Genomic DNA, 13,934 nt, shown 5'->3' with positions numbered 1-13,934 from the left:
CGTATTGCCCATCGGTACAATGGACGGCCCGAATTCACGTCCTTCAGATACCCCAACGACTCATTAGCTGTTACTAAGTTAGAGATGGAGGTTTGAACGACATAGGCGGTAGCAATATCCTATCGTAGGTTGTATTTAGCAATAGCTAAACATAGTCTGATTGTCCGGCACTGTGTTTGTAGAGATACAATGGCAGAAAGCAGAACGCAGGCGAGGAATGCTGTAGAGCCCGCAGAAACGAACGAGCAAACGAACATCAACAGTAGCGTGACCCGGTACGAAGGCGACCAGCCGACAGAACACAGCGTCTACGGCACGCGCCAGCAGGACAGCCAACTCATGTTCTTCGACGGCCAGTTCCCCGACGCGGAAACGGCTCGCAGCGGCGACGTTCAGGAACAGACGCTCGCCGCGCTCGACCAAATTCGTGCCATGGCTGCCGAATCCGGTCTCGAACCGCGTGACCTGCTGCGGACGACGGTGTACCTCACGGAGATGGACCAGCTACCAGCGGTCAAGCAAGCGTACGCGGCGTTTTTCGACGGACAGCGACCGTCACGGACTGTCGTCGGCGTGGCACACCTGCCGAACGACGCGGCGGTGCAGATCGAAGCGACGGGTGTAAAGCGGTAGTCACGGCCAGCGTCCGCGGTCGGGTGCCTGCCGGCGGACCGCTGCGTTTGAGAGCCCCCGGCGCAAACGACGGGACATGGAGCAGATGGACGGCCTCAACGTCGTCGGCTGTGAGCGCTGTGACGACCTCTGCCGCTCGCGCTCGCGAATCGTCAACGGCGTCGGCCCCGCGGACGCGGACCTGCTGTTCGTCGGGGAGGCCCCCGGCGCGAACGAGGACGAACAGGGCGAGCCGTTCGTCGGGCGGAGCGGCGACGTGCTCGACGAGGCGTTGCGCGAGGCCGGCCTCGACCGCGGCGACGTGCGCATCACCAACTGTGTGCGCTGTCGCCCGCCGGACAACCGCGACCCGCGAACGGGTGAACTCGCGAACTGCCGCGACTATCTGGAGACGGAGATCGACCGCGTCGACCCCGAGGTCGTCGTCACGCTCGGGAAAGTGCCGGCTGAGCACCTGCTGGAGCGTGACGTCGCCGTCACCGGCGAAGCGGGCGACGTGTTCGACGTGGCTATCGCCGGCCAGCCACGCCGCGTGCTCGTCTCCGTCCACCCGGCGGCGACGCTGTACGACCCCAGCCAGAAGGAGACGTTTGAGGCCGCGATAACGACTGCCGCGGAGTTCACCGACGCCCAGAGCGGACAGTCGCGGCTCGGCGAGTTTTAAAATAGTCGGGTAGTGCGGCCCGGAACCGCTACTTCGCTGCGATGTCCATCGCCTCTGCCTTCGTGTCGACCAGCGAAATGTCGACACCAGGAATCTCGCCGACCCGGCTCTTGAGCGCCATCTTCTTGATTCCCTCGGAGACGATGACCCAGTCCGTGATACCGAACTCCTTGCCCGCCTCGGCGGCCTCCTGTGCTCGCGTGAATACGTCGTCGTTCAGTGACGCCTCCATCTGGAGGTTCGAGATATGCGTATCGACCGCCGGCTGTGAGGCGAGTTCCTCGAACCGTTCATTGACTTTCGCGAATGTCTCGTCTGTCATCTCCATCTCTTCGGGAAACTCAGCGATGAGAACGTTACCGTCGACGTACAGAACGTCTGTAGGATCAACCATCAACGGCCGTATGCGGTAGGTCAATAAAACTGGGCCGGCCTATTTTCATAGTTGATATCCTTATCAGGTCCGGGTGTCCGACTGTAAGCGACACCTCCCGCCGGACAGTGGTCGTGCCGAAGGTTTGTTCGAACAGGAAGTCACTTAGCCCCTGTTCGCCTACGATCCCGTATGAGTGTCAGACAGACGACCGCGGACGTGGTCGTCGTCGATTACGGACTGGGGAACCTCCGGAGCGTCACGCGCGGGCTCGAACGCGCCGGCGCAGAGGTCTCCCTTTCGGAGGACCCTGCGGAGTTCGACGCGGCCGACGGCATCGTCCTGCCCGGCGTCGGGGCGTTCTCCGAAGGAATGGACAACGCCGGGCCGTTCCGCGAGGCGCTGGTCGAACAGGCCGAGGCCGGCAAGCCCCTGTTCGGGATCTGCCTCGGGATGCAGATGCTCCTGACGACGAGCGAAGAGGCCGACCACGAAGGCCAGGGCGACGCCGAAGGGCTCGACCTCATTCCCGGGAAGAACGTCCGGTTCAGCCGCGACCAAACCGTGCCACACATGGGCTGGAACGAACTCGACGTGACGCGGGACCATCCGCTCGTCGAGGGCGTCGACGGCGAGCACGCCTACTTCGTCCACTCCTACTACGCCGTCCCCGACGACGAGAACGCGACGGTGGCGACGACTGACTACGGGGCCGACTTCGCCTCCATCGTCGCCAACGACGCCGGCAACGTCTTCGGCACGCAGTTCCACCCGGAGAAATCGGGCGAGACGGGGCTGCGCATCCTCCGGAACTTCGTCGACTACTGCCTCGACCACTGAGTTCTGGACTCGGTATGTGTCCGTATGTCTACAAGTAATTCTGTCGTTCTGCTCACTGGTGCAGCGTCGGGTATCGGAGCGGCGACGGCGCGGGCGTTCGTCGACGACGGCTGGACAGTGTATGCGACGGACGTTCGAGCGGAGTTCCCTGCGGACATCCGCGAGCGCTGTCGCTGTCTCGAACTCGACGTGACCGACGAAGCACAGATCGAAGCCGTCGTCGACCAGGTCATCGAGGAGACAGGCCGACTCGACTGTCTGGTGAACAACGCCGGTTACGGAGTCGCCGGGCCAGTCGAAGACATAGCCAGCGACGACGTTTGCGAGCAGTTCGACGTGCTGGTCCACGGCCCACACCGACTCGCACAGGCAGTGCTCCCCGAGATGCGCGAACACGGCGGGCGCATCATCACGGTATCCAGCGTGCTGGGTCACACCGCGTCGCCGGGCCTGGGCGCGTATTCGGCCGGCAAGGCCGCCGTCGAGTCGCTGACCGACGCGCTCCGGATAGAGATCGCCGGCGAGGACGATATCCACGTCTCGCTCGTCGAACCGGCGTGGGTAGACACCGGCTTCGCCGACAGCGCGCTGGGAAGCCTGAACGACGAAGATCGGACGCCGACCTACGACCGGACGTACGACGCGCTCGAAACCGGCTGGGTGCTCACCGGTGGGCCGTTGGCGACGACGCCGGAGACCGTCGCCGCGACGGTGCTGGCCGCGGCGACCGACGACCCACCGAAGGCACGCTACCCCGTCGGCGCGTTCGCCACGTTCGTCCGGTGGACCCACTGGCTCCCGGCGCGACTGCAGGACCCAATTCATCGCGGGTTCGGTCGAGCGAGTTCGTTTCTGGGGCGGTGGCTGCGGTGACGCGACTGGGTGACGGCGACAGAGTTCGGCTCTCGACCGGCCACGAGGTGACGCTCCCGCTGGTCACCGAGGCGACGGTCGCCGGCGCGGTGCTCCCGGCGCGATACGACGTTGCCGAGTCGCTGCTTCCCGACGGGCTGACGCCAATTCGGGCGACGGCCCGTCGGGCCGCGGTCGTGTTCCTCGCCGTCGAATACCACCGTATCGGCGACGACGCGATGGTCCCCTACGACGAGTTCGCGGTGATAGTCGCGGCGACGCCAGACGGGCGGCGACCACCGCTGATTCCACTGCTGACTCGCGATGTTGGCGGCTACGTCTGGTCACTGCCGGTGACGACCGAACCCGCGCGCGCCCTCGGCGACGAGATCTGGGGCTATCCGAAGACGGTCGCCGACATCAGCCACCGCGACGGCGCGACACGCCGCGAGACGACGGTTGTCGAGGACGGCGACCGCGTGGCGACGGTCAGTATCGACTGGCCGCGAACCTGGGAGCGCCGCGAAACGGTCGAGAGCTACGCAGTTCGGGAGGGACGGCTCGAACGGACGCCTATCGAGTTCCGGGGGAAATTGGGGGTCGCACCACTGAGCGACCGCATCGACGTGGACCCGGGCGACCACGAGCGAGCCGACACGCTCCGCTCCCTCGACCTCGGTACCCGGTCCGTCCTTCGGTTCTCGCTGGATGGTCGGATTGCGTACGGCGCTGGGCGGCCGGTGGAGCGGTAACGGGATAGTGCGGTAGCAGGAACGGAGCAGAGCGGTAGCAGTAGCAGAGCGGTGAGGAAGCCGTACCGCATAGCATACCGCGCGCCGACGGCGCGCGGTTTCCCCGGACTCGCCGCTCTGCGGCGAGTCCGGCCTTTTTCGCCCACGTTTTTGCGCGGGGGTTGAGCGCTCGCCAGCGGCGAGCGCGATGCCCCCGTGGAAAAAGGTGGTCTAGAGGAACTCCCGGACCTCAGAGTACCACATATCGTGCTCGTCGACGGCGTCGATAGCCTCGGCGACGCGGACGGCGATGGCGTGCCAGCAGAGCTGGTCGGGGTCGTCCGCATCGAGATTGTACTCGCTGTCGGCGCAGGTACAGCCGCCGTCCTCGACGATGTACTCGTCGTCGTGGCCCACGACGACGGTGAAATCGCGGTACTGCTTGACGCGGCTCTCGCCGACAGCCTCGATGGCCTGGTGGCCGCGGTCGCCGTGGACGTCGACGATAGCCGACACTGCGTCGGGGGTCAGCTCCCCGGCGGCTTCGAGGTCGGCCACCCACTCCTCGACTCCGGTCACATCCATGCTACGGAAAGGGGTGACAAAACGGCGTCGGCTTCAGCAGCCACGTCCCGGCTGGCTCGCAGCCGCAGCAGGGAGTTATCAGTGCTTGTACTGTGCCCGGAAGAATAAACACGGAATACGGGTTTCTTCCGGCATGAACCTCGACCTCCCGTGGCTGGCGCTGGGCTCGTTTGCCTCGGGATTCGGGTCGCTGTATCTGCTGGCCCAGCTCCAGGCGCACTGGGACAAGCCGGGCGCGCGGTGGTTCGTCGCGACCATCGTCACGCAGACGGGCTGGTGTTTCAGCTACGGCGCGGCGCTGCTGGTGTTCGACCCGACACTGCGCCTTGCCTTGGAGATGGTGTCCTGGCTGGGTATCATCTGGATCGGCTTCTGTTTCCTCTCCTTTGCGCTGGGATACACCGGTCGGACGAACGTCCTCGAAAGCGGCTGGTACCGGGCCGTAGCGGTGCTGCCGCTCGCCGGAACGGCGCTCGTCGTCACGAACCCGCTCCACACCGTGGTCTGGCAGGGATTCCGGGTCGTGCCGACCGCCGGTAGCGCGGGAGCCGACTACGCCGTCTTGCCGGTGGGGCTGCTCACGATCATCGTCGCGATGCTGTTCGTCAGTTTCGGGACCCTGCTGGTGTTCGATACGGTCGTCAGCTACGGCCCGCTGTACCGGCGCGAGGCGCTCGCGGTCGGCCTGAGCCCGATACCGCCCGGCGCCGGGGTGTTGCTGTGGGCCGGCGGCGTCGGACCGGTTCCGGCGGTGAATCTGACGACGCTCCTGTTCCTGCCCCACATCGCCCTTGACCTGTACGCGTTCGTCCGGAGCGACATGTTCGAGTTCCACCCGGCGACCCGGCGGGCCGGCGAGCGGGCGGCCATCCACGACATCGCCACGCCGGTCGCCATCGTCGACGAACAGGGACGGGTCGTGAACCTCAACCCCGCCGCCGAGCGGATGCTGGGCGTGGATAAGCGCGAAGGCCTGACAGAGCCACTGAACAGCTTTCTAGCGGGTGACGACATCGCGACAGACGGCGGGAGTTCGCGGGCGTCCATCGAGGCCGGTGGTCGACACCGGGAGTTCAAGGTCCGGCAGACGGCGCTCCGGGACGAGGCGGGGACGCAACTGGGATACACAGTCGTCTTTCAGGACATCACAGACGAGATCCGCCGCGAGCGCCGCCTCGAAGTGCTCAACCGCTTTCTCAGACACAACGTCCGCAACGAGAGCGTCGTCATCCAGGCCCGGGCGGAACTGCTCGCTGACGAACTCGACGGCGAGCAGTCCGACCACGCGGCGACCATCGAGCGGTCGGTCAGTCGTTTAGTCGACTCCGGCCAGAAGGCTCGAACGCTCGCCGAAGCGGGTGCTGGCGACGCGGGCCTGGAATCCGTCGCACTTGCCGACCTCGCCACCGGAGTCGTCGAGTCTGCCCGCGAGGAATACGGTGGCTCGGTCACGGTTGAGATACTCGACGACCTCCGGCTGACGACCCAGCCCGCCCTGCTGGAAATCCTGCTTACCAATCTCGTCGAGAACGCTCTCCAGCACGTTCCGGACGCCGTCGTCACCGTCGGTGCGAAGGTCGATGGCGACGATGTCGTGCTGACCGTCAGCGACAACGGCCCTGGCGTTCCAGAACACGAACTCGGCGTGCTGGAGCGGGGCCGCGAAACGGACCTGAACCACGGCAGCGGCATCGGCCTCTGGCTCGTCCGCTGGACGACCACGACGCTTGAGGGGGACCTCAACTTCGACACGAGCGACGGAACGACGGTGACCGTTCGGCTGCCACAGGAACGGACGGCCGCCGAAGCGGCGTGAGCGGAGAGCCTTCGAACGACTTAACGGCGCACGCACGGACCGGGGAGTATGCGCGTCAGTGAGGGCCGGGTGACGGTCACGGTGCCGGAACAGCCTGATGCGGGGAAGGGCGCGGACGTGTTCTTCAACCCCGTCCAGGAGCTGAACCGCGACATCACCGTGGCGGCGCTGCGGGCCTACCGAGAGCGAACCCCCCGCGTGTCGACGTACCTGGACGCCACCGCCGCGAGCGGCATCCGGGGCGTCCGCGCGGCGGCCAACGACTGGGAGACGACGCTGTGTGACATCGACGACGACGCGACGGCGCTGTGCGAGCAGAATCTCGAACGCAACGACCTTGCCGCCTCGGTCCGTCGGTCGGACGCGAACGTGCTCATGCACTCGGAGGCGTTCGACGTGGTCGACGTCGACCCCTTCGGCACGCCGATTCCCTTCGCCGACGCGGCGGTACAGGGCACCAAACACCTCCTCTGTGTGACGGCCACCGACACCGCCCCGCTGTGTGGCGCACACTTCGAGAGCGGCGTTCGGTCCTACGGCGCGGTCCCGCGCAACACCGAGTTCCACGCCGAGATGGGGATGCGCGTCCTCCTGTCGGCGATGGTCCGGACGGCCGCCCGCTACGACATCGCCGCCAGGCCGATTCTCAGCCACGCGACGAAACACTACGCCCGGACCTACCTGGAGTTCGACCACGGCGCGAAGGTCGCCAACGACTGCATCGACGAACTCGGCTACGTCCACCACTGCCAGCACTGCCTCTGGCGCGACCACGACTACGGCCTCATCGCCGACCCGCCCGAGGACTGTCCGGTCTGTGACAAGCACCTCCAGACGGCCGGCCCCATCTGGCTCGGTCGGACCTGCGACCCGGCATTCGCCGACGCCGTGTCCGAACAGGTGACCGAGGAGATGGGCACCGCCAACGAGGCGACAGAACTGCTGGCGACGCTCAGCGAGGAGATCGACACGCCAACCCACTACGACCAGCACCGCCTCTGCAAGCGCTGGGGACGCGGCGCGGAAGCCATGGACGAGTTCATCGAGAAACTTCGGGACACTGGCTACGAGGCCTCTCGAACGCACTACGGCGGCACGACGTTCAAGACGGACGCCGACGTGGTCGAAATCCGCGAGGCGACGGCGGAGTAGCGGGTCGGGAATCTATAGTAGCCATTGAAAATCAATGCACACCTGATCGCACGACGGCAGTGCGATCAGTGTGTAAATCGTTTCAATTGTTACTATAGCTCCGTCTGGACACGAACTACCGACCGTTCGCCCGGCCAACGCTCTCTCGAACCGCGGAGACGAGGTCGTAGCCCAGCAGATACACCGGCCGCAGGAAGTAGTTCGCCATCCCCGCGAGGCCGAGCATGCCGCCAATGGCCTGTACCTCTCCGGGTGTGGCCGACAGGCGGACGAGCAGCGGTAGGGCCGTGACGAGCGGCGCGAGCCACAGCGACTTGACGATGCCGTCCATGTCGACACCGGCGACGGGACCGAATCGGTCCTCGTCCGGTCGGGCGGCGAATAGAACAGCCGTCAGTACCAGCAGGCCCACGACAATCGGCAGGGACGCGCCGACGCCGGCGACGCCGAAACCGATAGCCAGTGCGGCCGCGACGAGCAACAGGACGGTCACCTGCATCGTCCCGTGCCGGATGGCCGCTTCCGTATCCATATCCGGTCGTTGCAGCGGCGCTGTATAAACCCTGTGAGGGCGGCTCCCCTTTCTTAACACCTTTCGGGTTCGGCCGCAAAGCAGTGGCGAAGACGTGCCCTCCACGTACAACCCGGTCCGTGGCGTCCTGCTGTTCATCGGCGGCCTGCTCGCGCGGTTCGACCTCGTCGAGCGCGAGCGGGTCCGCCGAGCGACGGACCTGTCCTGGCCCCGGATCGTCACCGGACTGGCCCGGATGTCGAAGTCGACGGTCGACGTGGCGATGGTCGGACTGGCACTCGGGCCGACCGCCATCGCCGGCGTCGGCTTCGCCGCACCGTTCTGGGAACTCGTGTTCGCACTGGGCGGCGGCGTCGCCGGAGGAACCATCGGGATGGTGTCCCAGCGCTACGGGGCCGACGCCGAGAGGGAACTGGCGGTCACCGTCACGACCAGCGCCGCCGTCGTTCTGGGGCTGACACTTCCGTTGATGGCGGCGTACTGGGTCATCCCCGGTCTGCTCGTCGATCTCGTCGGGACGGGGTCCGAGGCCGTCGGGTACGGGGTCGAGTACCTGCGCGTCGTCGCCCTCGGTGTCCCCTTCGCCGCACTGAACCTCATCGCCAGTCGGACGCTCGTGGGAGCCGACGACGCCTGGACGCCGATGCTGTTGCGGGCCGGCGGCGCGGTCGTCAACATCGCGTTGAACGCCGTCTTCATCTTCGGGTTCGGCCTCGGCGTCGTCGGTGCGGCGCTGGGCACGGTCATTGCGAACGTGCTCGTCACGGCTGGGTTCGCTGTCGGGCTGGCTCGCGGCGGCCTGCCGATAATCGGCGCGTTTCCGGTCCGGATTCCGGTGTCGCGGCCGTTCCTCGACCGGGGACTGGGGCGGGACCTCGCGAAAACCGGGACGCCGCTGGTTGGGGCCAACCTCGCGCGGACTGGGGCGCAGTTCCCCCGGCTGTTCATCGTCGGCCTGTTCGGGCCCGGCGTCGTGTCGGCCTACGTCGTGGCGCTCCGCGTCCGAGCGCTGCTTGACACGCCGAACTGGGGACTGAGCCTCGCGTCGAGCAGCCTCGTCGGACAGGCTCTGGGCGACGGTAACGAGGCCGAGGCGACCGTCTGGGCGCAGACGGTGCTCAGGCTAAGTGTCGGCGTGTACATCGTGGTCGCGGCGACGCTGCTCCCGTTCTCGCGGGGCATCGCCCGCCTGTTCGTCTCGGACCCCACAGTGCTCCCACTGGTGACGGTGTTCGTCTCCGTCGCCTGTGCCAGTGTCGTGTTCCGAGGTGTCGACGGCGGCTCGACCGGGCCGCTCCGGGCCAGCGGCGACACGCGCTGGCCGTTTTACTCCCAACTGGCCGGGATGTACCTGTTCGCCCTCCCGCTGGCGTATCTCGGCTACGTCACGCCGCTCGGCGAGCTCGCGCTGTACGCCTCGCTCGTGGTCGAGACGGCCGTTCCCGCGGCAGTGACCTACTATCGCTTCCGGTCGGGGACGTGGCGGGTCGTGAGCCGGTCCTACCGGCCCGACGCGGCGCTCGACGACTGACGGGTGTCGACGGCCAGAACGACGGTCTGGCGTCAGCCAGTCGACAGTATATTTGGGGCTCCACCCCGAGATGCTCGCGTGGATCGCACACGCGCTGTCTCCGTCGCTCGGGATGTCGTCCGCACTGTCCAAGAGGAGGAGGTCTCCTTTCTCGCGGCCGGCATCGCCTACTACATGTTCGTCTCGCTCCTGCCGCTGTTGTTGCTGACGCTGGTCGTCGGCACGCTGGCGGGCGGGGAGGCCTTTGCCGAGCGAATCGTGACGGCTGCGGGAGACGTGCTCTCGCCGACGGCATCGACGCTGCTCGAAGACGCGCTGACAAGCGGGGCTGGCCGCGGGGGAGCGACTGTGCTCGGCGTCGGCGTCACGCTCTGGAGCGCGCTCAAGGTGTTCCGCGGGCTTGACGCGGCCTTCAGCCGCGTCTACGGGACGGACGGCCCCGGTTCGATTGTCGGCGAGCTCGTCGACGGGCTGGCCGCGCTGGGCGGCATCGTCGTGGCGCTGGGCGGGCTCGGCGTCATCGGCGCTCTCGGAACGGTGCTGGGCGTCCAGGTTGCGCTGGGCGGACTCGCACTCATCCCTGTACTAACGGTGTCCTTCCTCCCACTGTACTACCTGTTTCCCGATCAGGAGATGACGATACGGGCGGCCGTCCCCGGCGCGGTGTTCGCCGGTGCCGGGTGGACGCTGCTCGGAACAGGGTTCAACGTGTACGCGGCGCAGGCCGACTCCTACCAGGTGTACGGCGTCATCGGCGGGGTCCTCCTGCTCGTGACGTGGTTCTACTTCGCCGGACAGGTGCTACTCGTGGGCGCAGCGGTCAACGCGGCGCTCGCGGACCGGCAACTACAACAGGTATCGCACCGACGGTCCGGCAAAGCGATGAGTGAGGACGCTGACGAGACCGACACACCCCCGCCAGCCGGAACCGGGCCGACCGGACGAGACACTGATGCGCTGACAGACGAGGAGCTACAGGAACTCCGCGAAGAGTTCGAGTCGTTTCGCGAGGACGTCGAGGACCGGACACTCCACCGTGACGAGGTGCGGTCGGACCTCAAGCAGTACGTCCGCCGCCGGATGCGCCGCGGCCACGCCCGACAGTGGGGCCCCTACATCGTCTTGCTGTACGGCACGATCATGACCCTCGGCGCGTTCTACTACCTGAAGGGGCTCTGGGCCGTGCTGGCGATGCTGGTCATCTGGCTGTCGGTACTGGGCCTTTACGCTATCATGATTGCTGTCGGTGTGACGCTTACTGCCACCGGCCTCCCCGGACGGCTCGTCGACCGAGTGCGCGACTGGCGACAGTGATACGGGCTGTCGGCGTCACCGAGGTGCTGTCGGCGCTGCCCGGCGCAGTCGTCGTGTTGTTCGCCCTCATCACCCAATTAGGGGACTTCTGGTTCACGTTTCTGGCCTGTGGCCTGCTGTACTGGCTCGGCCCGTGGACGCCGAAACTCGGTCGCGGCCTCACTCGGGACCGGACGGCGATGCTCGTGGCGCTGCTCGCCGTCGCCGTCGCGCTCGTCGTGTCACTGAAGGGCGTGTTCGCGCTGCCGCGGCCGCCCGGAGCGGGTACGGCCACCCACGCCGAACTGCTCCCGGCGGCGCTGCGGGGCGTCTACGAGTCGATGGCGACCGGAGAGGGGTTCGGCTTCCCCAGCGGCCACGCCACCCTCTCCCTGCTCGTCTGGGGCGGCATCGCGTGGGCGCTCCGGGTCGGCACGCGTCGGCAGCGCGCCGCCGTCGCCGCGACGATCATCGCCCTCATCGGGCTCTCCCGGCTTGTACTCGGCGTCCACTACCTCGCCGACATCCTCGCGGGCTTTGCCATCGCCGGTGCGGCCCTCGCGCTCGCCCTCGGTGCGCTCAAAACGCCCGAGCGGGTGTTCGGCTTCGCGGCCGTCATCGCCGTAGCAGGGCTGTTCGTCACCGGCGTTTCCCGCAATTCGGCCGGCGCGCTGGGTGTCGCTGTCGCGGGTGCCGTGGTCTGGGCGCTCCTCGGAGATTCAATCCCGGAACCGACCCGGCACGGTGTCGGTATCACGGCGTTGCTGGGCGTTGTCTCGGTTGGAACGTTGCTCGGGGTGACGTTCGGGTTAGACCCGACGCCGGTCGCCGTCACGCTGCTTGCGGCGCTCGGGACCGGCGTCTTGCTGACGCTGCCGCTGGCCGGTGAGCGCCTCGCCAAAAAGGTGTGAGTGGCAGCCGTTAGAACTTCTCGAGGTAGCGGTCGAGTTCCCAGTCGGAGACGTCGACGAGGTACTCCTTGTGTTCCTGCGTTTTGGCCTCGACGAAGTTCTCGTAGACGTGCTCGCCGAGAGCGTCCTGAATCACTTCGTCGTCTTCGAGCGCTTCGACGGCTTCGCCGAGGTTCGACGGGAGCGTGGTGATGCCGTACTCCTCGCGTTTCTCCTCGTCGAAGTCGTAGATGTTCTCGCGGACAGGGTCGTCACAATCGAGGTCCTGCTCGACGCCGTCGAGCCCAGCGTGGATGAGCGCGGCGAAGGCGAGGTACGGGTTACACGACGGGTCGGGGAAGCGAGCCTCGATACGGCTTGCGGCCGGGGTGCGGGCGGCCGGCTTGCGGATGAGCGCCGAGCGGTTACGGTCGGACCAGGCGACGTAGACGGGTGCCTCGTAGCCCGGGACCAGACGCTTGTAGGAGTTCACGGTCGGGTTCGAGACGGCCGTGATAGCCGGTGCGTGCTTGAGGATACCGGCGGTGAAGCTCTTTGCCGTCTCGGAGAGGTTGAACTCGTCGTCCTCGTCGTGGAACGCGTTCTCGCCGTCCTCGGTGAACAGCGAGAGGTGCGTGTGCATCCCGGAGCCGTTGATCTTCGGGATGGGTTTCGGCATGAACGTCGCGTGCAGGTCGTGCTCGGCCGCGATGGCGCGGACGACAGAGCGGAAGGTTGCGACGTTGTCGGCCGTCGAGAGCGCGTCGTCGTAGGTGAAGTTGATCTCGTGCTGGCCCTGGGCGACCTCGTGGTGGGAGGCTTCGATGTCGAAGCCCATGTCTTCGAGGCCGTAGATGATGTCACGGCGCACGTCGGAGGCGAGGTCCTTTGGCGCGAGGTCGAAGTAACCGCCGGCGTCGTTGGTCTTGGTCGTCGCACGGCCCTCTTCGTCTTCCTCGAACAGGAAGAACTCGGGCTCGGGGGCGGCGTTGACCGTATAGCCCATGTCGTTTGCGCGCTCGATAGCACGCTTCAGGACGCCACGCGGGTCGCCGGAGAACGGCTCGCCGGTCGAGGTGTCGATGACGTCACAGATGAGGCGAGCACTGGAACCGCCTTCGACGTTTTCCCTCCACGGAAGCACCGAGAACGTCGAGGGGTCCGGGTCCAGACGCATGTCGGACTCCTGAATCCGGACGAAGCCGTTGATCGAGGAGCCGTCGAAGTAGATCCCCTCTGTGAACGCTTTCTCTGCCTGGTCGGCTGTGATCGAGACGTTCTTGATGGTGCCGAGGATGTCGGTAAACTGGAGCCGGAGGAAGTCGACGTTCTTCTCTTCGATCTCGTCGAGTACCTCCTGTGCCGCCTCTGAAAGTTCGCTTGTCATCTTTGGACACCCGATAGGAACGGTGCTACTACTAAAACCCTGCTGATTTGCGCAAAGGTTTCGACGCTTTCGCTTACATTTGGACATTCGTAAAATTCTAATCCCTGGGGGGCGTCCACCAATGTAATGACGTACGAAAATCTCGACCGTGAGCTAGTGAATGCACTTCTGGGGGATGGCCGCGCCAGCCTCCGAAGCCTCGGAGAAGACCTCGACGTGTCGGTAACGACCGTCTCAAACCACCTCTCCGATCTCGAGGACGAGGGAATCATCAACGGGTACACCCCCAAAGTCGACTACGACAAGCTCGGTTACGACGTGACAGCCATCATCCAGCTCAAGGTGGAAGGGTCGTCGCTCCCGGCAGTCACCGAGGACCTCGAAGAGCACAAGCAGATGATATCGGTGTACGAGGTCACCGGCGACTACGACGTCATCGCGGTCGGGAAGTTCACCGACACCGACGGCATGAACGCCCAGATCAAAGAACTCCTCACCGACCCGGATATCAGGGAGTCGAACACCTCCGTCGTGCTCAACGCCGCAAGCGAACACGAGCAGTTCGACCTCGACCTGAAGGAGTAGCGACCGTCCTTCTACCGTCGTTCCGACCGCTCCCAGAGCGACGGCTCCTGCGAGTCTGAGCCCGAGATAG

At 66.0% G+C, this 13,934-nt stretch carries 15 protein-coding genes; 11 read left to right on the top strand and 4 right to left on the bottom strand.

Annotated elements, in window-relative coordinates:
- Window positions 1-189 precede the first annotated feature (189 nt).
- Both ACNO8S_RS15870 and ACNO8S_RS15865 read left to right on the top strand, forming a co-directional pair.
- Complete coding sequence (locus ACNO8S_RS15870) at window positions 190-633, top strand: RidA family protein (protein WP_420182271.1); 444 nt, start codon at window positions 190-192, stop codon at window positions 631-633.
- Window positions 634-709: 76 nt separating this feature from the next.
- On the top strand, window positions 710-1,297 hold the full coding sequence (locus ACNO8S_RS15865) for a uracil-DNA glycosylase (RefSeq protein ID WP_050037332.1): 588 nt from the start codon (window positions 710-712) through the stop codon (window positions 1,295-1,297).
- Window positions 1,298-1,325: 28 nt separating this feature from the next.
- Here ACNO8S_RS15865 and ACNO8S_RS15860 read toward each other — a convergent pair whose 3' ends face one another.
- Entirely contained in the window at window positions 1,326-1,691 is a 366-nt protein-coding gene (locus ACNO8S_RS15860) for a hypothetical protein (RefSeq protein ID WP_014039103.1), read from the bottom strand.
- A 171-nt stretch (window positions 1,692-1,862) separates the two neighbouring features.
- Between ACNO8S_RS15860 and hisH the strand changes: the two genes are divergently transcribed.
- The 3 genes from hisH to ACNO8S_RS15845 are packed head-to-tail and all read left to right on the top strand — an operon-like array spanning window position 1,863 to window position 4,114.
- On the top strand, window positions 1,863-2,510 hold the full coding sequence (gene hisH / locus ACNO8S_RS15855; RefSeq protein WP_008307104.1) for an imidazole glycerol phosphate synthase subunit HisH: 648 nt from the start codon (window positions 1,863-1,865) through the stop codon (window positions 2,508-2,510).
- Window positions 2,511-2,534: 24 nt separating this feature from the next.
- Window positions 2,535-3,383 (top strand): SDR family oxidoreductase, encoded by an 849-nt coding sequence (locus ACNO8S_RS15850; RefSeq protein ID WP_420182270.1) that lies wholly within the window; start codon window positions 2,535-2,537, stop codon window positions 3,381-3,383.
- Complete coding sequence (locus ACNO8S_RS15845) at window positions 3,380-4,114, top strand: acetoacetate decarboxylase family protein (protein WP_420182793.1); 735 nt, start codon at window positions 3,380-3,382, stop codon at window positions 4,112-4,114. The genes ACNO8S_RS15850 and ACNO8S_RS15845 overlap by 4 nt, the downstream gene beginning before the upstream one ends.
- 210 nt (window positions 4,115-4,324) lie before the next feature.
- Here the strand turns inward: ACNO8S_RS15845 and ACNO8S_RS15840 are convergent, their stop codons facing one another.
- Window positions 4,325-4,678 carry a hypothetical protein gene (locus ACNO8S_RS15840; protein ID WP_014039100.1) on the bottom strand — a complete coding sequence of 118 codons (354 nt, stop codon included), beginning with the start codon at window positions 4,676-4,678 and terminating at the stop codon, window positions 4,325-4,327.
- Between the two features lie 133 nt (window positions 4,679-4,811).
- Here ACNO8S_RS15840 and ACNO8S_RS15835 point away from each other — a divergent pair, with 133 nt between their 5' ends.
- Both ACNO8S_RS15835 and ACNO8S_RS15830 read left to right on the top strand, forming a co-directional pair.
- On the top strand, window positions 4,812-6,494 hold the full coding sequence (locus ACNO8S_RS15835; RefSeq protein ID WP_420182269.1) for a histidine kinase N-terminal 7TM domain-containing protein: 1,683 nt from the start codon (window positions 4,812-4,814) through the stop codon (window positions 6,492-6,494).
- A 48-nt stretch (window positions 6,495-6,542) separates the two neighbouring features.
- The gene (locus ACNO8S_RS15830; protein ID WP_050037328.1) at window positions 6,543-7,646 is read left to right on the top strand and encodes a tRNA (guanine(26)-N(2))-dimethyltransferase; all 1,104 of its coding nucleotides are present in this window, start codon (window positions 6,543-6,545) and stop codon (window positions 7,644-7,646) included.
- A 115-nt stretch (window positions 7,647-7,761) separates the two neighbouring features.
- On the opposite strand, the gene ACNO8S_RS15825 is transcribed toward ACNO8S_RS15830, so the two are convergent.
- Window positions 7,762-8,178, bottom strand: a complete 417-nt coding sequence (locus ACNO8S_RS15825) for a hypothetical protein (protein WP_050037327.1) — start codon at window positions 8,176-8,178, stop codon at window positions 7,762-7,764.
- 94 nt (window positions 8,179-8,272) lie between these two features.
- On the opposite strand from ACNO8S_RS15825, the gene ACNO8S_RS15820 reads away from it, so the two are divergent.
- From ACNO8S_RS15820 to ACNO8S_RS15810, 3 genes are all read left to right on the top strand, one after another.
- Complete coding sequence (locus ACNO8S_RS15820; RefSeq protein ID WP_129755835.1) at window positions 8,273-9,709, top strand: MATE family efflux transporter; 1,437 nt, start codon at window positions 8,273-8,275, stop codon at window positions 9,707-9,709.
- 78 nt (window positions 9,710-9,787) lie between these two features.
- Window positions 9,788-11,023, top strand: a complete 1,236-nt coding sequence (locus tag ACNO8S_RS15815) for a YihY/virulence factor BrkB family protein (RefSeq protein ID WP_050037325.1) — start codon at window positions 9,788-9,790, stop codon at window positions 11,021-11,023.
- Entirely contained in the window at window positions 11,020-11,913 is an 894-nt protein-coding gene (locus tag ACNO8S_RS15810) for a phosphatase PAP2 family protein (RefSeq protein ID WP_420182268.1), read from the top strand. Before ACNO8S_RS15815 ends, ACNO8S_RS15810 begins: the two co-directional genes overlap by 4 nt.
- Window positions 11,914-11,923: 10 nt before the next feature.
- Here ACNO8S_RS15810 and glnA read toward each other — a convergent pair whose 3' ends face one another.
- The gene (gene glnA / locus ACNO8S_RS15805) at window positions 11,924-13,279 is read right to left on the bottom strand and encodes a type I glutamate--ammonia ligase (protein ID WP_014039093.1); all 1,356 of its coding nucleotides are present in this window, start codon (window positions 13,277-13,279) and stop codon (window positions 11,924-11,926) included.
- A 126-nt stretch (window positions 13,280-13,405) separates the two neighbouring features.
- Between glnA and lrp the strand changes: the two genes are divergently transcribed.
- Window positions 13,406-13,864, top strand: coding sequence for an HTH-type transcriptional regulator Lrp (gene lrp / locus ACNO8S_RS15800; RefSeq protein ID WP_005536716.1), 459 nt, complete (start codon window positions 13,406-13,408; stop codon window positions 13,862-13,864).
- Window positions 13,865-13,934 lie beyond the last annotated feature (70 nt).

This window comes from Haloarcula sp. KBTZ06 (genome assembly GCF_048595605.1).
Lineage (GTDB): Archaea > Halobacteriota > Halobacteria > Halobacteriales > Haloarculaceae > Haloarcula > Haloarcula hispanica.
Note: the sequence above shows the minus strand (reverse complement) of the source record. Positions and strands in the feature narration are given on the sequence as shown.